This is a genomic window from Gilliamella sp. wkB292, from assembly GCF_001690235.1.
GTDB lineage: Bacteria > Pseudomonadota > Gammaproteobacteria > Enterobacterales > Orbaceae > Gilliamella > Gilliamella apicola_F.
Genome location: NZ_LZGO01000055.1, coordinates 61,977 through 81,625 on the forward strand (window position 1 = coordinate 61,977; position 19,649 = coordinate 81,625).

Annotated in this window: 19 protein-coding genes; 7 read left to right on the top strand and 12 right to left on the bottom strand. The window is 35.2% G+C overall.

Annotated features, from left to right (window positions below):
- Positions 1 to 60 precede the first annotated feature (60 nt).
- Positions 61 to 1,428, bottom strand: coding sequence for a signal recognition particle protein (gene ffh, locus A9G09_RS06715; RefSeq protein ID WP_065634103.1), 1,368 nt, complete (start codon positions 1,426 to 1,428; stop codon positions 61 to 63).
- 185 nt (positions 1,429 to 1,613) lie between these two features.
- Between ffh and A9G09_RS06720 the strand changes: the two genes are divergently transcribed.
- From A9G09_RS06720 to galU, 5 genes are all read left to right on the top strand, one after another.
- A complete protein-coding gene (locus A9G09_RS06720) occupies positions 1,614 to 2,000 on the top strand; it encodes a RidA family protein (protein WP_065634104.1) in 387 nt (128 codons plus the stop codon).
- A 254-nt stretch (positions 2,001 to 2,254) separates the two neighbouring features.
- The gene (locus A9G09_RS06725) at positions 2,255 to 3,448 is read left to right on the top strand and encodes an amino acid aminotransferase (RefSeq protein WP_065634105.1); all 1,194 of its coding nucleotides are present in this window, start codon (positions 2,255 to 2,257) and stop codon (positions 3,446 to 3,448) included.
- A gap of 27 nt (positions 3,449 to 3,475) precedes the next feature.
- The gene (locus tag A9G09_RS06730; RefSeq protein ID WP_081297505.1) at positions 3,476 to 3,625 is read left to right on the top strand and encodes an entericidin A/B family lipoprotein; all 150 of its coding nucleotides are present in this window, start codon (positions 3,476 to 3,478) and stop codon (positions 3,623 to 3,625) included.
- A 69-nt stretch (positions 3,626 to 3,694) separates the two neighbouring features.
- Positions 3,695 to 4,198: a hypothetical protein gene (locus tag A9G09_RS06735; RefSeq protein ID WP_065634106.1), complete on the top strand. Its 504-nt coding sequence runs from the start codon at positions 3,695 to 3,697 to the stop codon at positions 4,196 to 4,198.
- Positions 4,199 to 4,694: 496 nt separating this feature from the next.
- Positions 4,695 to 5,609, top strand: coding sequence for a UTP--glucose-1-phosphate uridylyltransferase GalU (galU, locus tag A9G09_RS06740; protein ID WP_065634107.1), 915 nt, complete (start codon positions 4,695 to 4,697; stop codon positions 5,607 to 5,609).
- A 213-nt stretch (positions 5,610 to 5,822) separates the two neighbouring features.
- Here galU and A9G09_RS06745 read toward each other — a convergent pair whose 3' ends face one another.
- The 5 genes from A9G09_RS06745 to orn form a co-directional block, all read right to left on the bottom strand.
- Complete coding sequence (locus A9G09_RS06745) at positions 5,823 to 7,244, bottom strand: cation:dicarboxylate symporter family transporter (protein ID WP_065634108.1); 1,422 nt, start codon at positions 7,242 to 7,244, stop codon at positions 5,823 to 5,825.
- 190 nt (positions 7,245 to 7,434) lie between these two features.
- Positions 7,435 to 8,766 (bottom strand): CoA-disulfide reductase, encoded by a 1,332-nt coding sequence (locus tag A9G09_RS06750; protein ID WP_065634109.1) that lies wholly within the window; start codon positions 8,764 to 8,766, stop codon positions 7,435 to 7,437.
- Between the two features lie 192 nt (positions 8,767 to 8,958).
- Positions 8,959 to 9,936, bottom strand: coding sequence for a ferrochelatase (hemH, locus tag A9G09_RS06755; protein ID WP_065634110.1), 978 nt, complete (start codon positions 9,934 to 9,936; stop codon positions 8,959 to 8,961).
- A gap of 14 nt (positions 9,937 to 9,950) precedes the next feature.
- Entirely contained in the window at positions 9,951 to 11,216 is a 1,266-nt protein-coding gene (gene waaA, locus A9G09_RS06760; protein WP_065634111.1) for a lipid IV(A) 3-deoxy-D-manno-octulosonic acid transferase, read from the bottom strand.
- A gap of 22 nt (positions 11,217 to 11,238) precedes the next feature.
- Positions 11,239 to 11,802, bottom strand: a complete 564-nt coding sequence (orn, locus tag A9G09_RS06765) for an oligoribonuclease (RefSeq protein WP_065634112.1) — start codon at positions 11,800 to 11,802, stop codon at positions 11,239 to 11,241.
- Positions 11,803 to 11,881: 79 nt separating this feature from the next.
- On the opposite strand from orn, the gene rsgA reads away from it, so the two are divergent.
- On the top strand, positions 11,882 to 12,910 hold the full coding sequence (gene rsgA, locus A9G09_RS06770) for a small ribosomal subunit biogenesis GTPase RsgA (RefSeq protein WP_065634154.1): 1,029 nt from the start codon (positions 11,882 to 11,884) through the stop codon (positions 12,908 to 12,910).
- A gap of 111 nt (positions 12,911 to 13,021) precedes the next feature.
- On the opposite strand, the gene A9G09_RS06775 is transcribed toward rsgA, so the two are convergent.
- Entirely contained in the window at positions 13,022 to 13,567 is a 546-nt protein-coding gene (locus A9G09_RS06775; protein ID WP_176700960.1) for an HdeD family acid-resistance protein, read from the bottom strand.
- Positions 13,568 to 13,751: 184 nt separating this feature from the next.
- Entirely contained in the window at positions 13,752 to 15,425 is a 1,674-nt protein-coding gene (gene dauA, locus A9G09_RS06780) for a C4-dicarboxylic acid transporter DauA (protein WP_065634114.1), read from the bottom strand.
- A 279-nt stretch (positions 15,426 to 15,704) separates the two neighbouring features.
- On the opposite strand from dauA, the gene A9G09_RS06785 reads away from it, so the two are divergent.
- Complete coding sequence (locus A9G09_RS06785; protein ID WP_065634115.1) at positions 15,705 to 17,063, top strand: histidine-type phosphatase; 1,359 nt, start codon at positions 15,705 to 15,707, stop codon at positions 17,061 to 17,063.
- Between the two features lie 105 nt (positions 17,064 to 17,168).
- Here A9G09_RS06785 and dtd read toward each other — a convergent pair whose 3' ends face one another.
- From dtd to rpsT, 4 genes are all read right to left on the bottom strand, one after another.
- Positions 17,169 to 17,603, bottom strand: a complete 435-nt coding sequence (gene dtd / locus A9G09_RS06790) for a D-aminoacyl-tRNA deacylase (RefSeq protein WP_065634116.1) — start codon at positions 17,601 to 17,603, stop codon at positions 17,169 to 17,171.
- 8 nt (positions 17,604 to 17,611) lie between these two features.
- Positions 17,612 to 18,457, bottom strand: a complete 846-nt coding sequence (locus tag A9G09_RS06795) for a virulence factor BrkB family protein (RefSeq protein WP_065634117.1) — start codon at positions 18,455 to 18,457, stop codon at positions 17,612 to 17,614.
- Positions 18,458 to 18,459: 2 nt separating this feature from the next.
- Positions 18,460 to 19,107 carry an SPOR domain-containing protein gene (locus A9G09_RS06800; protein WP_065634118.1) on the bottom strand — a complete coding sequence of 216 codons (648 nt, stop codon included), beginning with the start codon at positions 19,105 to 19,107 and terminating at the stop codon, positions 18,460 to 18,462.
- A gap of 120 nt (positions 19,108 to 19,227) precedes the next feature.
- Positions 19,228 to 19,491, bottom strand: a complete 264-nt coding sequence (gene rpsT, locus A9G09_RS06805; protein WP_065634119.1) for a 30S ribosomal protein S20 — start codon at positions 19,489 to 19,491, stop codon at positions 19,228 to 19,230.
- Positions 19,492 to 19,649 lie beyond the last annotated feature (158 nt).

Below are 19,649 nucleotides of genomic sequence, written 5' to 3' on the forward strand. Positions count from 1 at the left end.
GTTGTTTAGATTAAAAAATTGAATAGATTAGACGCAATTATATATTGTAATAATTGCGCATTAGCGTCTTGGTAAGCCCATTCCTCCGCCCATTAATCCTTTCATTTGGCGCATCATTTTCATCATGCCCCCGCCTTTCATCTTCTTCATCATTTTTTGCATATCTTCAAACTGTTTCAAGAGTTTGTTGACATCTTGCACTTGCGTGCCCGAACCATTGGCAATACGGCGTTTACGCGATCCTTTAATAATTTCAGGATTGGCTCGTTCTTTTAGTGTCATCGATCCAATAATGGCTTCCATTTTAATTGTAATTTTATCATCCATTTGAGCTTTAATATGGTCTGGTAATTGACCAACACCCGGTAGTTTAGCCAACATGGCGCCCATTCCACCCATATTACGCATCTGCTTGAGTTGATCTTGGAAGTCGTTGAAATCGAATTTGTCTCCCTTTTTAAGTTTTTTAGCAATTTTTTCTGCTTTTTCTCGATCGACATTGCTTTGTAACTCTTCAATAAGGGAAATCACATCACCCATGCCTAAAATTCGAGAGGCTATACGGTCAGGATAAAATGGCTCTAAAGCATCAGTTTTTTCACCCATGCCTAAGAATTTAATTGGTTTACCTGTAATATGCCGAATTGATAGCGCAGCACCACCACGCGCGTCACCATCGACTTTGGTTAAAATAACGCCGGTTAACGGCAGAGCCTCATCAAAAGCTTTAGCTGTATTAGCCGCATCTTGACCTGTCATTGCGTCAACCACAAACAGGGTTTCAATTGGATTAATTGCTTGATGTAGTGCTTTGATTTCGTCCATCATGTCATTATCGACATGTAAACGGCCTGCGGTATCGACAATTAGCACATCAAAGAATTGTAATTTAGCATGACTAATTGCTTTATTAACAATATTTACTGGTTTTTCGTTAATATCGGAAGGAAAAAATTCAACATCAATTGCTTTAGCTAAGGTTTCTAATTGTTTAATCGCAGCAGGACGATAGACATCGGCAGAAACGACGAGTACTTTCTTTTTCTGTTTTTCTTTTAAAAACTTGGCTAATTTCGCGACGCTGGTCGTTTTACCTGCACCTTGTAAACCCGCCATTAAAATGACTGCTGGGGGTTGGGTTGCCAAATTCAGTGAGCTATTGACTTCACCCATGGCACTGGTGAGTTCATCTTGGACTATTTTGATAAACTCTTGGCCTGGTGTTAAGCTTTTACTAACATCTAAGCCGACAGCTTTTTGTTTAACTTGATTTATAAACTCACGAACAACAGGCAAAGCAACATCGGCTTCTAGTAGTGCCATGCGCACATCGCGTAGTGCTTCTTTAATATTATCTTCAGACAGACGTCCACGCCCACTGATATTGCGAAATGTCTGTGATAAACGGTCGGTTAAATTCTCAAACATGTTAACTCTCAATAAATAAAAAAATTATGTTTATCATATCAGAAATTTATCAGAAGTCCCACGATCATAATTTAGCGCAAACTTGACAGTAAATTAGGTTACTGTTGAAATGGCAATAGATAAAATAAATAAATGTATTGAGACGAATGATTAACCAGACAAGATGAAAAAGGAGAAAATCAAACATGGTAAAAAAAGTGATTAGTACCGATAAAGCGCCTGCTGCAATTGGTCCTTATGTTCAAGGGGTTGATTTAGGTAATATGTTATTTGCATCTGGGCAAATTCCACTCGATCCTGTAACTGGTCAAATGGCAACGTCTATTGAGGAACAAACCAAACAAAGTTTAGCTAATGTTAAAGCAATCGTGACAGCTGCGGGTTATCAGATTAATAATATTGTCAAGACAACTATATTTTTAGCAGATATGAATGATTTTGCCGCAGTGAATGCTATTTATGAGTCATTTTTTACGGAGAACAATGCGGCATTTCCAGCTCGTTCTTGCGTACAAGTAGCTAAAATACCTAAAGATGCAAAAGTAGAAATTGAAGTGATTGCAGTTAAATAGGCGTGACATATTCTGTTAGCACCTTAAGGTGCTAATGTTTATGATAAATAAACTATAACTAATAGATTGAGCTAATTTAGTATAGATTGGTCTATTTTTATAGTTTAAGAATGAATGTTTTACCTTTATTCACCCAGTAAATATCGCTCTAATTATTTGTTGTTAAACTTTTATTTAGTGATTGATTGACAATTAAGTTGATGTAATAATCTACAACTATTAGTCAGTGTTGATTGTGTTAGTAGGTAGTCAATATGTTTGAAAAAATCGATTCGTATGCGGGCGATCCAATTTTATCTTTGGTCGCAGAATTTAATAATGATAATAGAGAAAACAAGACCAATTTAAGTATTGGCTACTATTATGATGAAAACAGTGTCGTCCCACAATTATCATGTATTAAAGCTGCTCGCGATTATATCTATCAGCATAATCAAGGTGCGCAACTTTATTTACCGATGAGTGGATTGCCTGCTTATTGTCAAGCTATTCAAGTTTTGCTTTTTGGTGAAAATCACAGTGCTTATAAAGATAAGCGAATTGCAACTATTCAAACACTAGGTGGATCAGGTGCATTAAAAATTGGTGCCGATTTCTTATACCGCTATTTTCCAGATTCTCAGGTTTGGGTAAGTGATCCTACTTGGGAAAATCATATTGCCATTTTTAGTGGTGCAGGCTTTAAGGTCAATCAATATCCTTATTTCGATGATAAAACCTGTGGCGTAAAATTTGATGCTATGCTTCAAACTTTAGACCAATTACCGGCTAAAAGCATTGTTTTACTGCATCCTTGCTGCCATAACCCAACAGGCGCTGATTTAACTCACGATCAATGGGATAAAGTTATAACAGTATTGAAAAACCGAGATTTGATTCCCTTTATGGATATTGCTTATCAAGGTTTTGGTGAAAGCATTGACGATGATGCATATGCGCTTCGAAAGGCTGCAGAAGTAGGATTGTGTGGACTTATCAGTAACTCTTTTTCTAAAACATTTTCCCTTTATGGTGAACGAGTTGGTGGTTTGTCGGTTTTATGTGATAATAGCCAAGTCGCAAGTCATGTGCTTGGACAACTTCAAGCGACAGTTCGTCGTAATTATTCAAGTCCCGCAGCTTATGGCGCACATCTTGTGTCTTATGTTTTAAATAATAATGATCTTAAAGCGTTATGGTTCAACGAAGTGGCATCAATGCGTAATCGCATTGTGACAATGCGATCAACTTTAGTTGAATTATTAAAAAACAAATCGTTAGACCGTAATTTTGATTATTTAGTTAAACAACGTGGTATGTTTAGTTACACTGGATTTACCCAAAATCAAGTCACACAATTAAAAGATAACTTTGCTGTTTATTTGGTGGGCAGCGGAAGAATGTGTGTGGCTGGGTTAAATCACCATAACATTCATCGTGTGGCAGAAGCATTTGCTACACTAAAATAACAATGTAAATAATGAAAGGAGTATCAAATGTTGCAAAAAATGTTAATTATTGTGTTCGGTCTTGTAATGACAACATTAGTTACTGGATGTAATACAGTAAATGGTGTAGGTAAAGATGTGCAATCTGGCGGTAAAGCTATTTCAAATACTGCTGAAAAAGTTAGCGATAAAATGTAAATAAGACAAAGTAGTCTATTTGCAAGGTAAATGTGAAAATGGTTATTTTGTGAATATACTTAAGTAAAAATGAAGCGTCTTATTATTTTCGTCGTGTTTTTTTTACTTGTTGGGTGTGGTTCATTAAATTTTCGAACTACACCCTCAGTTATGCATAATTGCCAATATGCAACTCGCGAAGGCGTTGAGTTTTCGTTAAATTTACTTCTTTCCAATAAAAAAAGTTACCAATCAATTTATATCGCGCAAAGTCGTGCTAGTAAGCATTTATCTTCAAGTTATGCTGGTGTAAAAGGCAAGCTAACCGATCAGATTTTTACACGTGATTATCCTAAGGAAACCTTTTGGCGTACACAAAGTTTATTAGATAGGGCTACCTTGTATGATGACGGTTACGATGATCTTTATATTAGCCCAGCACAAAAACAAGAACGTGATCGCAAAGCAAAATTTGTTGTTAGACAAGCAATTTTACAGAATTGCCAAATTGTTTATATTGCTATTGATTCTTTAGCCAAAGATAAAGAAAACCCTTTATTAATTGAGTCTAATGAGATATCAATAAATAAATAGGCATTATATGTGAGAACAAAATTCATTGCGATATCCGTTAATCGGCTGATAATAGTTGACATTATGCTTTCGTATTTGGGTAATTTTTGTGAAATTCAGTCGCACTCTTACTTTATATTGGTCATCTCATTCCCCCATTTGTTGTTGTTGGATTTTTTCGCTAGCATTTAATGTCGATTTGTTTTTATTTAAGGTAAACGATAATGGTGTTTATTGCTTGTTAAGCCGAAATAACCCTTTTCTAATTTTGTGTAATATTTTTAGATTAATCTTAGATGTTTTATTGATATCTAATACCGTTCTGACTAATTTTGTATTACAATCTAAAACCAAAGTGGCTTATCTAATATCAAATTTTGTAGCAATAATTTATTTGAGTATTTCGATTGCTTGTATGCTAAAGTTTATACCAATCAGAAATACCTTTGTTAATCGACGTTATAGTAATTTAAAGCTGTAACAGCGTTGTCAGTTAATTTGTTTTTAAGGAAATAAAATGACACTAAATTTTGAACCATCAGTGAATGGAAAAGTAAAAAAAGCAGTTATCCCTGTTGCAGGGCTTGGTACTCGCATGTTGCCTGCGACTAAAGCCATCCCTAAAGAAATGCTGCCTGTTGTGGATAGACCACTTATTCAATATGTCGTTAAAGAATGTATTTCAGCTGGAATCACAGAAATTATTTTTGTAACGCACTCATCAAAAAATTCTATCGAAAATCATTTTGATACAAGTTTTGAATTAGAAGCTATGCTAGAAGCGCGAGTTAAACGTCAATTACTCCAAGAAGTGCAAGGTATTTTGCCAAAAAATGTGACGATAACCAGTGTTCGTCAGGGGTTAGCTAAAGGACTTGGTCATGCAGTATTATGTGCTTACCCTTTAGTGGGTGATGAGCCATTTGCGGTCGTGTTACCGGATGTAATCATTGATGAATATGATAGTGATCTTAGCACAGACAATTTAGCAGCAATGATTAATAACTATCATGAAACAAAACGTAGTCAAATCATGGTTGAACCAGTGCCAAAAGAGTTAGTCTCTTCTTATGGTATTGTCGATTGTCGCGGTGAAGCGCTATTAGCTGGCAATACTGCTCAGATGTATAGTGTAGTTGAAAAACCAACTATTGACGCTGCGCCTTCTAATCAATCAGTTGTCGGACGTTATGTATTATCTGAAAAAATCTGGCCATTACTTGCTAAAACGCCTTTAGGTGCTGGTGGTGAAATTCAATTAACCGACGCTATTGCAATGTTACTAGAAGAAGATCCGGTTGATGCTTATTGTATAAAAGGTCGTAGCCATGATTGCGGTAATAAATTAGGTTATGTTCAAACTTTTGTACAATACGCAATGCGTCACAAAAGTTTAGGTAATGATGTAAAAGCTTGGCTTAAAACGCTTTAATGTTTTTACTGTCATTAATGGATTATAAGAAAGGTGCATTTCGCACCTTTTTTATTTTGAATTTATTAATTGAGATGTACACAATTTGTAGATTTTCAACCTAAATGATTATTTGCAGTTTAAGCTATAAAATCATTTGTATAACTTTTTAAAATTGCTTATTGTGTTTACCTATGATGATATTTAGCTTGCTATATTGATAGTAGCAACTAATTAGGCATCTGTTGATTCATTTTCAAGTGTCGCATTAGGATCGTTATATACGTTCAAGTCCATCAAACCCACTTCACGATCAGTGGCAATTGCAGCGGTCATTGCGCCAGACACATTGGCTAAAGTTCTGGCCATATCAATAATTGGATCAACAGCAAGGACCATACCAATCAACGGAAAATACTCAGCCATGCCCATTCCAGATAATACGACAGTTGCAGCAACGGTCGCTGTGCCTGGAATACCCGCAATACCGATTGAACCAATCACAACGACAATCACTAACATAATATAAAATTGAATATTAGTATCAATACCAACCATATGTGCAACCATGACTGCAAGTAATGCCGGAAAGAAGCCAGCACAGCCGTTCATTCCCATTGTACTACCAAGCGAGCAGACTAAATTAGCTGTACCGGTATTAACCCCCATTCTGACGGTTAATGTGGAGATTGTCATAGGCAATGTGCCAACAGATGACCGGCTGGTAAAGGCTAATAGCCATGTACCCACCGCTTTTTTGATAAACATCATTGGTGATATACCATGCGTTAATACAATGGCAACATGTACAATTAGCATAATTAAGGTCGCAACATAAATGGCAACGACAAAACTGGAAACTTGAATAATAGCTGGGATACCATTAGAAATGATGGTACGAGCAAGTAAAGCTATTACCGCGTAAGGCATGTATTTTATTACTGTCATAGCAATTGACATGACAATTTTGTATAGCGCTTCGATAAATGTTTTAAATAGTTCGATTGGTTTAGGATTTTTCTTTTCCATTCGATTGGCAGCAAGTCCCATCAATGCAGAAAAGATGACTAAACCAACAATATTTTCTTTGACCATTGAAGCGATAATGTTACTGGGTATTAGATTGATAAACGTATCAATTATATTGGTATATTGTTTTGCTTGAGCTTGAAGTTCCGATGCTTTGCTCATTTCACCGAGGGAAAATAAGTTAGCCAGTATAATACCCACTAAGCAGGCGATAGCCGTAGTAAAGAGTAACCAAAAGATACCTCTAAAAGCAATCTGAGGGAGATTGTCTTTACCGGAAAAATCAATAATGACTTTAACGATAGACACAAAGATGAGGGGAATAACTAGCATACGGATAAAGGCAATAAATGCACGCCCAAAAAGACCATACCATGTTGCTGTTTCTTGCATCCAAACACTTGATGTATCAGGAAATCCGGCAGCAGCTTGAATACCTAAGCCAAGTACTGCGCCAAGTATTAATCCGACTAACATACGAATCGAAAAATTGACTTTTCGGTTTTGTAACGGCCTCATTACAGCAAAAAAGCAGACAAGTAAAAGTCCAATTCCAATTAAGGTTTGGTAATGAGTAATGGATAAGAACTTTTCAAAAAAAGTTCCTTGAAAAATGGCATCTGACATAGTTGAACCTCGCCTTTGCTGATAAATCTAATTATCAAATAAAAAATGTTAATAGATCGGTTATAAAATAAATTTCTGATTTAATTAATCTATCAATGGGTATATTTCAGTATTGTGTTAACTTTAATTGGATATTAGTCGCTAATTTGCAACATACTTGTTCTATAACCCATGATTGATTATGTATTCGCTATTTTGCGATGGATCCTGCGATATTTAAAACATCCCATGGTCTAGAAAAAGGAGGAGCATATAAAAAATCCAACATAGTTAATTCATCAATGGTCATTTTTGCCCATATTGCTGTTGCTAACACATTGACTCTTAACGCTGATCCAACTCCACCGGCAATTTGTCCGCCTAAAATAATACGAGTATCGGCATGATAAATCAGTTTAGCGGTTATACTGGTTTGTCCAGCAACATAGTTGCTGTGGTTTTTATCTTTAACTACAACGGTTTTATAAGCAATGGCTGCTTTTTTAGCATCATTTTCAGTTATACCTGTTCGGCCAGCTTCAATATCAAACACTTTTAATGCTGATGTACCTAAGGTTCCAGGAAATTGACAGTGTCCACCGGCTAAATTTTCACCTACAACTTTGCCAAGCTTATTTGCTCCGGTCGCTAATGGAATATAGACCATATCATGGCTAACCTTGTGATAAAGTGCGGCACAATCGCCTGCTGCATAGATGTCACGAATATTGGTTTGGCCTAACGCATCAGTAATAATCGCACCATTTTTTAAGGTATTAATCCCTAAATTGTTATAAATGCTGCTATTGGGTTTTACACCTGTTGCAATAATAACCATATCGGCTGGGTACTGGTCTTTGTCGGTTATCACGTGGGTGACTTTATCTTGTCCACCAAAACCTAGTACTTTTTCTTGCAAATGTAAATCGCAATATTGCTTGATATTTTCAGCTATGATATCGGTAATTTGCGCATCGAATGCATCAACTAATACTCTATCATCCAATTGAATCAAATTAACTTTTTTGTTTAATGCAACAAGTGATTCGACAAGCTCTAGTCCAATATAACCAGCCCCAACTACAATAATATTATTAACTTGAGCATCATTTAGCGTTTTTTTAATTGCTTGACCATCATAGATATCGCGAAGCGTAAAAATATTTTTGAGTTTATCATTTGAAAATGGTGGAATGATCGGACTTGCACCCACCGCTAAAAGTAATTTGTCGTAAGTGTCTTCAAAACAGTGTCCATTAGTCAGATCTTTTATCTTCAATTTTTTAGATAGAGTATCTATTGCAACAACTTCATGAAGAATTTTTATGTCAATACCGTCTTTTTCGAACTGTTGGGGGGTTCTTGATATCATTTCGTTAGCATCACTAAAGTGATCACCAATAAAGTAGGGTAAACCACAAGCACCAAACGATACGATATCGGATTTTTCATAAATACGGATAGTTGCCTCGGGATTGATTCTTTTAGCTTTTGCTGCGGCACTTGCTCCAGCTGCTTGAGCACCGATAATAATTATTTTCATCTATTTTTCCTTACTGCTAATAATATTAATATTTATTATCCTACCACACGTTAAATCAAATATTGTTAGCCACTAATTATTTCGCATTAATTGTAATCAATTTTGAATTTATAATTGAAGCATATCTGCGTTTTAAGTGATTAGTCTTTTGTTTAGTGCTTATGCTTAATGTTTAACATTATGCCGACTAATTTAGGTTAAAGGATAGGTTTTATCACAATTAACCAAACTTTTTATTAATTCAATATGTAAACGAGAATCATTCAGTGCTGGAATATAATAGAATTGTTCACCGCCAGATTGTAGAAATATTTGCCGATTTTCATCATCGATTTCGTATAGGGTTTCAATACAATCAGCGGAAAAGCCAGGGCACATTACTTGTACATGTTTGACACCAGTATTCGCTAGATTTTGTAGGATATCACTGGTGTTAGGTTCGACCCATTTTCCTTTACCAAATTTCGATTGATAAGCCATTTGAATTGATAGATCAAGACCACTTTGATGACATTTTTTTATCAATAATTCGGTAGTGAGTTGACAACGCTCAATATAATCTTCTTGACGTCTTTTGCGGTAACGTTCAGGAATACCATGATAAGAAAGTAGTAATACTTCCGGTTTTCCATTTTTTAAAATTGCCTGTTCAATTTGTGTATAAAGCGCGTGGATATAACATGGATTGTCAGCATAATCGCGAATATAGTTAATATTATTAAAATGACTATCACGTTTAATAATCTGTTTTAATTTATCCAATACTGCAAGCGTTGTAGTGGTAGAGTATTGTGGGAACAAGGGTAATACAGTAATTTTATTGCATGATTTAAGATTATTGAGTGCCGACTCCATATCGGGTTGAGCATAAGTCATTGCCAGCTCGCAGTGAATTTTTGGTAGCTCTTGTTGTAATTTGTCAGCTAATAATTGACTGTAGTGGAGTAAAGGCGAGCAGTTATTGAACCATATTTTTTTATAGTGATTTATAATATAGGGAACACGTTTGGGTAATATTAGATATTTTAAAATGGGATACCATAACAAATAAGGCAAATCGACCACATGCTTGTCCAATAAAAACTCTGTTAAATATTGTTTTATTGCATCTGGTGTTAATTTGCTAGGTGTACCTAAGTTGACTAGTAATAAACCTTGTTTTTTATCCACAAATCACCCTTCGATTAACAAAGATAATGGTTAATAATATCAAGTAACTTAGCTAAAGCACCTTGATTTTGTTTTAACACATGGTATGCTTTTTCGCCAATTTGCTTGCTGTGAGTTGGGTTAGTTAATAAATTATCAACCAATGAAGCCAATTTATTGGCTGAACTATCACTAATAATCATTGCATTATCAGCAACGAGCTGTTCACAAATAACGTTGAAATTAAAATAGTGCTCTCCGCTGATAATAGGAATATGGTGTAAAGCGGGTTCTAATGGATTATGTCCACCGTGTTTAACGAAACTACCTCCAACTACGGCAATATCGGCAATACCGTAAAGCACCATTAACTCTCCCATTGTATCGCCTAAAATTATCTGTGTTTGAGGCGTTGGTATTTGTTGATTACTGCGTTTGATATAATGAAAACCTTCATCATTAATTAACTTTTCAACAGTATTAAAACGTTCGGGATGACGTGGTACTAAAATTAATAAAAGATTAGCGTGTTTTTGCAGTAATAGTTTAAAAGCAGATAAGATAATTTCATCTTCACCAGTATGTGTACTTGCTGCAATTAATACCGGCCGATTTAATTGCCATTGTTGTTTTAATGCGATTATTTGTTGTTGCTGTTGATTTGTTAAGTTGATATCAAACTTTATACTACCGGTGATGGCCAGATGTTCTTTTGGCAAGCCTAGCGATATAAAACGCTCGCCATCTTGGTGATTTTGTACCGCGACAGTACTGATTTTAGCCAATAAGTGGCTTATAGTTTTTCCTAACTTAGCATACCTTTTAGCCGATCGTTCTGATAACCTAGCATTGGCGATAATCACTGGGATATGGCGTTTATAGCACTGAGATATCAAATTAGGCCAAAGTTCTGTTTCCATAATAATCACCAATTTAGGTGATACTATTTTAAGAAATCGATGTAATGCACAAGGTAGATCGTAAGGTAAGTAAACATGACTGACACTATCTTTTAATGATGCTTTTACTTGTTCTGAACCCGTTGGCGTCATTGTGGTAACGGTAATAGGTAAATCGGGATATCGCTGCTGTAACGCTTTTACTAACGGAATGGCGGCAATGGTTTCACCAACAGATACAGCATGAACTAAAATGCCATTTGGTTTGACTTTGCGTTTACAAAAACCATAGCGTTCTAACCACCGTTTGCGATAAGCTGGTGCTTTACGGCTACGCCACAGTAACTTTATCCATATGAATGGTTGGATAATATATAACAGGAGATTATATAAAATTTGCATAACAATTATCCAACATGTCTAATTATTGGGTTACGTTAAAAAAGTACTTACGATAATAAGTAAGTTCAGCAATTGAGTCGCGTATATCATCAAGCGCTTGGTGTGTACTTTGTTTACTTATTCCTTTTAAAATCTCAGGTTTCCAACGTTTGGCTAACTCTTTAATAGTGCTGACATCTAAATAACGATAATGAAAGTAACGTTCTAAATTAGGCATGTAATTAAATAAAAAACGGCGATCTTGTGCAATAGTGTTGCCACAAATGGGTGAGCAGTTTTCTGGTACCCATTGTTTTAAAAATTCGATGGTTTGTTGTTCTGCTTGCTGTTCACTGATTTGACTCTGACGAACGCGTTCAATTAAACCTGATTTTCCATGAGTATTTTTGTTCCAATCGTCCATCAGCGCCAGTTGTTCCTCGGATTGATGTACGGCAATAACGGGACCTTCAGCAACAATGTTGAGATCTGAATCAGTCACAATTGTGGCGATTTCGATGATGCGATCAACTGTGGGATTCAGACCTGTCATTTCAAGGTCAATCCAGATAAGATTATTACTGTTAACTTGTGATGATGTAGTCATAATATGTCATAGAAATTTTCTTTTTAATGCCGACTAGTGTAGCATAACTGTCAAACTGTTTTAGCAAAAATTATTGACTGTGGCAAAAAATCAATTATCTCAAAACCAAAAAAGACGCATGGCTGCGAAACATCAACAACGTTTAGCCATAAAGTCAGATGAAAACTTAGCCAACTTCACGTCACCAAGTGATGGTGTGGTTGTTAGCCGTTTTGGTAAGTCTGCTGATGTGGAGGATAGTTTAGGCAAAATTTGTCGATGTAATATTCGTCGAACTTTACCTTCATTGGTGACTGGCGATAAAGTGGTTTGGCGTGAAAGTTTAGCGCCAAATACCAATGGCATTATCGAGGCTGTTTATCCTCGCCATTCAGAGTTGGTTCGCCCAGATTTTTATGATGGTGTTAAGCCGGTGGCTGCGAATGTCGATCAAATCGTAATTATCTCAGCTGTTTTGCCCGAATTATCGCTTAATATTATCGATCGCTATTTAGTTGCTTGTGAGGCAACAGACATCACGCCAATTATTGTATTAAATAAAATTGATTTGCTAACTGATTCACAACGTAAAGACGTTGAAAGTCAATTAGCCATATATCGCCAAATTGGTTATCAGGTACTTTTTGTTTCTTGCCAAGATCAGCAAGGCATTATAGCGTTACAACAGGTCTTACAAAATAAAGTATCTATTTTAGTTGGGCAGTCAGGGGTGGGAAAATCAAGTATTATTAACTTATTATTACCTCACCAATCGCAATTTGCACTCACAGGTGATGTTTCGGAAATATCTGGGCTTGGTCAACATACTACCACGTCAACTAGGTTATATCATCTGCCTAATGGTGGAGACATTATTGATTCTCCAGGTATTCGTGAGTTTGGTTTGTGGCATTTAGAGCCTGAGCAGGTTATAAATGGTTTTAAAGAATTTGCGGATTATTTAGGGGGATGCCAATTTCGTGATTGTGATCATTCAACAACACCAGGTTGTTTATTGCAACAAGCAGTTATTGATAAAAAAATAGCCCCTTCAAGGCTTGATAACTATCATCGAATTTTACAATCAATGAAAGAAGTCAAAGCAAAAACGAATAAAAATTACAAATAGTTATTTGGTTGTATTAGTTAAACATCAATTATAGTGTGTGGTATAAGTGTGGTGAAAGTTGTTGCTCACATAATTTATACACTAAGTTAGTGAGCAACTTTTGCGTTTAAACTATCGATTTTTAAGTGCAAAACCAATCGCTACATATGCCCAACCTTGGAATATAAGATCAATACCTAAAAACATGCCTAACACCCAAAGGCTATTATATGGCCAACCCGCAAGTATCATAAATCCTAAAATTAATGTGATGATTCCTGAGGTTAAAACCCATCCCCAACGTGGTAAATGACGGTTATTCATTGCCGCAAAAATTTGGGTAAAGCCACTCATTATGAGAAGAATAGAAACCACTAATGTTAATGCTGATGATACAGCGATAGGTTGGAAAAATGACATTAAGCCAATAAAAATATATAAAACGCCCATTACTGCCCATAATGCTGATTGTCCAAAACCTTTAATAGTAAAAGAGTGTACTGCTTGAGCAATACCTGCAATTAAAATTAATGTTCCAATAAAATACACTGAAAAGACAGTTGCGACGAATTGATAGCCTAGTGCTAAACATCCTAACACGATTAAAATTATACCAACTAAAATAAACCAGTTTGATTTTTGTTTGAGATTATTAATATTGTTTAAATCAGTTATCATATGCATTTCCTATATTGTCATGATTAATTTGTGTTGTTGGGTATATGCCTATCAATAATTTTGCCAATAACGATTGGCGAAAAAAGATAAGGTGTTACAGTCTAATACGATATACACAACAATAATTACTGTTGAGTTTTGTTGTGTTTTTTATAGCATTAATATAATAAAACTAAATATAAAATTATTCTTTATCTTTCAGTGCTTCATCAAGCGTTGAGTAAAACATTAATTTATTTGGAATAGGTACAATTTTAGCTCGTGCTATTGTTTTTAGCGGCTGAAATTGTAATTCACAAATGGATAAATCAACTTGTTTTGGTAATTCATCAATAAAATGAATTAATGCATTTAATCCACCAGCATCAAGAATAGGTACCGCATCCCATTGTAATACAATATGCTCATAGCCATTTATTTTCTGATAAATTTCCGAAAAGGTGCGCTCAGCAGCGGCAAAAAATAGTGGTCCATTTATGCGGAGAACCAATGTTTTTTCATTGTTTCGATTGATTTCAACCAAACGTGTCATATGTGCAATGCGACGCATAAATAGAATTGAAGCTAAGACTATGCCAAGTGTTATAGCAATAACCATATCAAATAATACGGTTAAAGACATACAAATAAGCATAATCAAAATATCATCTTTAGGTGCGCGTTTAATGATATAAATTACGCGTTGTACTGCGCTCATATTCCACGCCACGATTAATAATAGTGCTGCCATGGCTGAAAGCGGGATATAAGATAAAAGTGGAGCAAAGCAGATAAGCGCTAATAAAACAATGATTGAATGTAGCATTGCAGCAACAGGAGATGTTGCACCAGCTTTGACATTGGCGGCAGAACGTGCGATAGCCGCTGTTGCAGAAATTCCACCAAAAAATGGCGCAATGATATTTCCCAACCCTTGACCGATCAATTCACTATTGGAATGATGTTTGGTATGAGTCATTTCATCTAATACTACAGCGCAAAGCAGTGATTCAATAGCACATAACATCGCCATAGTGAGTGAAATAGGGAGCAGCGCGGAAAGCGTAGACCAGTCTAAATTAAAATCACTATATTGCCATGGCAAAATGAATTCAGGTAACACCGATGGAATACCATGGCCAATACTGTTATCGGCTAACGTATAAGTGAATCGAGAACCGATGGTTTCAATTTGATAACCAAATTGTTTAAAAATAAACATAACGGCAATACCAGCAATTAAGGCAGGTAAATGGCCTGATATTTTTACTCGAAATTTTGGCCAGACAATTAATACAATTAATGTCACTATTCCAACTAGGGTGTCGGCTATGTTGATAGTGGGTAATGTTTTTGCTAATTCGATGACCTTTGTAACGTAATTTTCGGGCATGTGTTCGAGTGTTAAACCAAAAAAATCCTTGATCTGCATGGTTGCAATAGTTATTGCAATACCAGATGTAAAGCCCAAGACCACCGGTAGAGGAATATATTCGATTAATCGACCTAATCTCACAACGCCCATTAAAATTAGAAAAAAACCAGATAATAGTGTCGCTACTAATAATCCAGCTAATCCATATTGTAGCGAAACTGGGTATAAAATCACAACGAAAGCAGCAGTTGGACCCGAAACGCTGTAACGCGATCCGCCAGTTAATGCAATGACTAATCCTGCAATAATTGCCGTATAAAGTCCATGCTGAGGCGGTACACCACTGGCAATAGCTAGTGCCATTGCTAGCGGAATTGCAATAATACCAACTGTAATGCCTGCAATAAGGTCTTTAAAAAAGCGAGTGAGGTTATAAGGGGTTGTTATACATGCCGAAATGAACGCACAACAAATTTTAGTGCCAGTAAATCCATATAATTTCATTAGTTTTTTTATCAATTAAGCAAAGGTTATTTTTAATGGGTAATAAGATAATCCTTTTTACAAAAATTAAAAAGAGAGTACTTAAAATAATAATCTGTTTTTTGACCTTGTTATTTATAATAGGTAGAATAAAAATTAAATGATTTATTTCGTCTGATCACAATACTATCTGAAATATTCAATTTGGCTAAATTATAATTTAACGTTTATTGTGTTATATAATTTAATTTTTTACTGATACGTTTGGTAAATAGATATTTAATTGTCAGGAGTATTTTTATGGATTATGCCAAAAAAATTTGTGCTCTGTGTTTATTTGCCTTTTCTTGTATGGGATTTGCCGAACCGCAAATAGCGGCAGGTTCTAAAACTGCATATCATTTTGATTCGAAATACACATACACACCAGTGCCTGATGGTTACGATGCTTTTTATATTGATCATGTTGGACGGCATGGATCGCGTTATATTAGCAAATCAAAATATGAAGATATTGCCTACCAAACTTTATTAATCGCTGAAAGCAAGGGGCAGTTGACGCATCTTGGTAAAGATTTGCTTGACCAAATTAGCCGTATTGCACAATTGAATAAAGGCCATTATGGTGCTCTAACTGATCTGGGACGGCAAAATATTCGTTTAATCAGTCAGCGGATGTTGGATAATTATCCCACTGTGTTTAAAGGTCAGAAAATTGAGGTTATCTCTTCAAGTTCACCGAGAGCCAAAGAGACAGCAAACATTTTTGTAGAAGCGTTTCATTCAAAATATCCTCAAATCAACGTTACGCAACAGCAAGAAGATCAACAAACGTTATTGCGTTTCTTTGAATATTCCCCCGCTTATAAAGAGTTTAAGCAAAGTAAAAAAGTGAAAAATGCTGTAAAATCGATCGAGAACATGCCCGATTCATGGGAAATGGGGCAGCATTTCTTACAACGAATTTTCAGTGATGAGTTTATCCACAAATATCTAGATAAAGGTCTTGAAATTAAAGAAAATTCATCCATAAAATCAATGGATTTTGTTATTGCGGTTTATCAGTTGTATCAAGAATCACTCTCTTTTTCTCCACAATTATTAGCAGAACATCATGTGGATCTTAATTCATTTTTTCATGAAGATGAAAAAACACAATTTAATAATATTGTTACTGTAAAAAATTATCTACAAATAGGTCCAGCCTTTGATGCAAATGGTATTCAGATTAAAATAGCTGCACCTTTACTATGGGATATGTTAAATACAGCAGATATTGCTATAAAGAATAATAATATTGATGCTAATTTGCGTTTTGCCCATGCCGAAACTGTATCGCCTTTGGAGACTTTACTTGAAATAGAAGGGACTGCAACAGTTGCAAACTCGATACTACAATATCCTTTGGTTTGGCAGGCAGATAAAATTATTCCTATGATGGCAAATATTCAATGGATTTTTTATAAAAGTAAAAAAGCAGATCAACCGATATTGGTAAAGGTTCTGTTAAATGAGCAGGAAGTGCATCTTCCTATCAAAACTGAACATTATCCTTACTACAATTGGGACGATGTAAAACAATTTTATCTTACTAAGCTAAATAAATTAGGTTTATCACCTCAATCATCAGCGATAGATATGTTAAAAAATTTAAGATGATTGTAAAGGTGTGAAGTAATAATTTTACTGGAACTGTCTATTAGGCTTTTACGGTAAAATAATTCACTTTTTAGTTAATCTATTTGTTGAGGCTTGAATAATATTTTAAGTCTGTAACCAAAAAGTAACCGGACCATCATTAATCAATGCAACTTGCATATTGGCAGCAAATTGCCCAGTTTGGGTATTAATTTGCTTTTTACATTGTTCGACAAAAAATTGGTATAGTTTATTGGCTTCGTCGGGTTTTGCTCCCTTAGTAAAACTAGGTCGCATTCCCTTTTGGGTATCAGCAGCAAGTGTAAATTGAGAAACAACTAATACTTCACCTTTAGCTTGCTGAACATTCAAATTCATTTTTCCATCACTATCACTGAAAATACGATAGCCTAGAACTTTTTCACATAATCGAGTGGCTTTTTGTTGATCATCACCTTGCTCAACACCTAATAAAATAAGTAGGCCATGGTTGATTTGTCCAATAATTTGTTTATCAACAGTAACACTGGCTTGCGTAACGCGTTGTATTAAGGCAATCATAGATTTTATTATTCCACTTTAGACTGATTTTCAATAGATTGTTTTTTTTGGCGGTTATAGTCAGTTAATGTCGCGGCAAACTCTGCACCAAATAGTACAATACACCATGAACAGTAAATCCAAACCAACATAATAGGTATAGAAGATACCACACCATAAATCAATTGATAGGTAGGAAAAGAGCTAACATAGAGTGAAAATGCTCGTTTGCCTATTTCAAATAAGATGGCAGCGACGATTGCGCCAATAAATGACTCTTTAAAAGGGACAGATTCGGTAGGAATAATACTATAAAGTAACCAAAAACCAATAACAGAAATAAGAAATGGTAAAATACTAATTAATAAGTTACTGGTGATTGCTGTAGAAATCCATTTTAACGAGAAAATATATGAACTTATCGCTACGCTACTGCCAGCTAAAATAGGCCCTAAAGTTAATATTGTCCAATAAATGGTTATATTATAAATTAATGAGCGTTTGCGTTTTGTTTTCCAAATATGATTGAGAGCCGTGTTAATTGAATTGATTAATAATAACGATGTGACAATTAGTCCAATTATCCCAACCACAGTCATTTTTTTTGTATTAGCAATAAACTGTTCCAGATAGTTTTGAATAGTGTCACTGGCTGTTGGTACTAAATTACTATAAATTAACTGCTTTAATGATCGACTCACTTCACTAAACATTGGAAAAGCAGACAATAAAGAAAAGATTACCGTAATCAACGGTACCAGTGCAAGTATCGTGGTATAAGCTAATCCCGCAGATGATGTCGTTAAACGATCATGGTTGATCCGCCACCATAACATTTTTGAGAAAAGTTGTATCTGCTTAAATGTTTTCATCATTTTTATTTGTTAGAAATAACACAATTGTTAATACCATTACTGAGTAACGAGCTCATTGTTCTATCTGCCTCATTTTTGTTGGTAAAAGGTCCAACAGTCACACGATACAGTTGACCTGAAGAGATATTACCACTTATTCCTGTCATAGCAAGTTTAGCTCTTAGCGTATCAGCATTAGCTTTATCTTTAAAAGCTCCACACTGTAGTGACCATTTATTTGAAGTATTCACTATTTGACTTGTTTGTGATGGTGCTGAAGTTGTTGCTATTTGTGTGTTAGCATTATTCGTATTATTGGTATTTTGTGTATTTGCAACAGGACGTGAATTATTGACAAAACTATCAAGAATTTGTTGTCGTTCACTTGCAACAGAATTTGTTTGAGCGTTCGAGCTAGCATTTGGCGTTTCTAACTCTTTTAAATAGGTCCATCTTTCTTGGGGTTGTTCAGGTAACGTGACTGCCGGAGGTTGAGTTTTCGCTTTAGGCTGTTCAGTAATTTGCGCAGGTTTATTATTTGAAACAAAGTAGAGGATGGCAGAGAATAGAATAATAATGATAATAGCTAATAATATCATTAAATTAGGCATATTTCGTGACTTATTTTTTTTAGATTGGCTCTTTTTTCTCACATAATCACGCTGAACCACAATAAACTCTCTTTGTTTTTATTTGTTATTGATAAATGATTAGCACATAAATAAAAAAAGTGGCTTTCACCACTTTTTGCTAGGTTCTTAATTAACTATAGTAACTAACAGAATAAAGTATTAAGCCAATGCTTTAATCTGTTTGATTAAATTCGCTTTATGACGTGCTGCTTTATTTTTATGGATTAAACCACGAGCCGCTTGACGGTCAATAACTGCTTGCATGTCTTTAAATGCTACTTCAGCTGTTTGTTTATCACCAGCTGCAACAGCTGCGTAAACTTTTTTAATATAAGTACGCATCATTGAACGGTTACTAGCATTATGTTTACGGCGTTTTTCGGATTGAACCGCACGTTTCTTAGCTGATTTGATATTAGCCAAAGTCAACTCCCAAATTTAGAAAAATTAGATATTAATAAGGCGGCAAAATATGCCTGATTTTCTTTCTTTTGTCAATGCTGTTAGATAAAAAAATTTTGTGGCTTTTCGATTAAGTATTTAACGTAAATGTTTACTATTTAAGCGTTAATGAGAGTAAC

Excerpts from the sequence above, each read along its gene's own strand:
- A9G09_RS06725 (WP_065634105.1), top strand. The coding sequence starts at position 2,255 with ATGTTTGAAAAAATCGATTCGTATGCGGGCGATCCAATTTTATCTTTG.
- orn (WP_065634112.1), bottom strand. The coding sequence starts at position 11,802 with ATGACTACATCATCACAAGTTAACAGTAATAATCTTATCTGGATTGAC.
- A9G09_RS06745 (WP_065634108.1), bottom strand. The coding sequence starts at position 7,244 with ATGTCAGATGCCATTTTTCAAGGAACTTTTTTTGAAAAGTTCTTATCC.
- waaA (WP_065634111.1), bottom strand. The coding sequence starts at position 11,216 with ATGCAAATTTTATATAATCTCCTGTTATATATTATCCAACCATTCATA.
- galU (WP_065634107.1), top strand. The coding sequence starts at position 4,695 with ATGACACTAAATTTTGAACCATCAGTGAATGGAAAAGTAAAAAAAGCA.
- A9G09_RS06730 (WP_081297505.1), top strand. The coding sequence starts at position 3,476 with ATGTTGCAAAAAATGTTAATTATTGTGTTCGGTCTTGTAATGACAACA.
- A9G09_RS06750 (WP_065634109.1), bottom strand. The coding sequence starts at position 8,766 with ATGAAAATAATTATTATCGGTGCTCAAGCAGCTGGAGCAAGTGCCGCA.
- A9G09_RS06795 (WP_065634117.1), bottom strand. The coding sequence starts at position 18,457 with ATGATGAAAACATTTAAGCAGATACAACTTTTCTCAAAAATGTTATGG.
- A9G09_RS06720 (WP_065634104.1), top strand. The coding sequence starts at position 1,614 with ATGGTAAAAAAAGTGATTAGTACCGATAAAGCGCCTGCTGCAATTGGT.
- A9G09_RS06785 (WP_065634115.1), top strand. The coding sequence starts at position 15,705 with ATGGATTATGCCAAAAAAATTTGTGCTCTGTGTTTATTTGCCTTTTCT.
- dauA (WP_065634114.1), bottom strand. The coding sequence starts at position 15,425 with ATGAAATTATATGGATTTACTGGCACTAAAATTTGTTGTGCGTTCATT.
- A9G09_RS06735 (WP_065634106.1), top strand. The coding sequence starts at position 3,695 with ATGAAGCGTCTTATTATTTTCGTCGTGTTTTTTTTACTTGTTGGGTGT.
- A9G09_RS06775 (WP_176700960.1), bottom strand. The coding sequence starts at position 13,567 with ATGATAACTGATTTAAACAATATTAATAATCTCAAACAAAAATCAAAC.
- ffh (WP_065634103.1), bottom strand. The coding sequence starts at position 1,428 with ATGTTTGAGAATTTAACCGACCGTTTATCACAGACATTTCGCAATATC.
- dtd (WP_065634116.1), bottom strand. The coding sequence starts at position 17,603 with ATGATTGCCTTAATACAACGCGTTACGCAAGCCAGTGTTACTGTTGAT.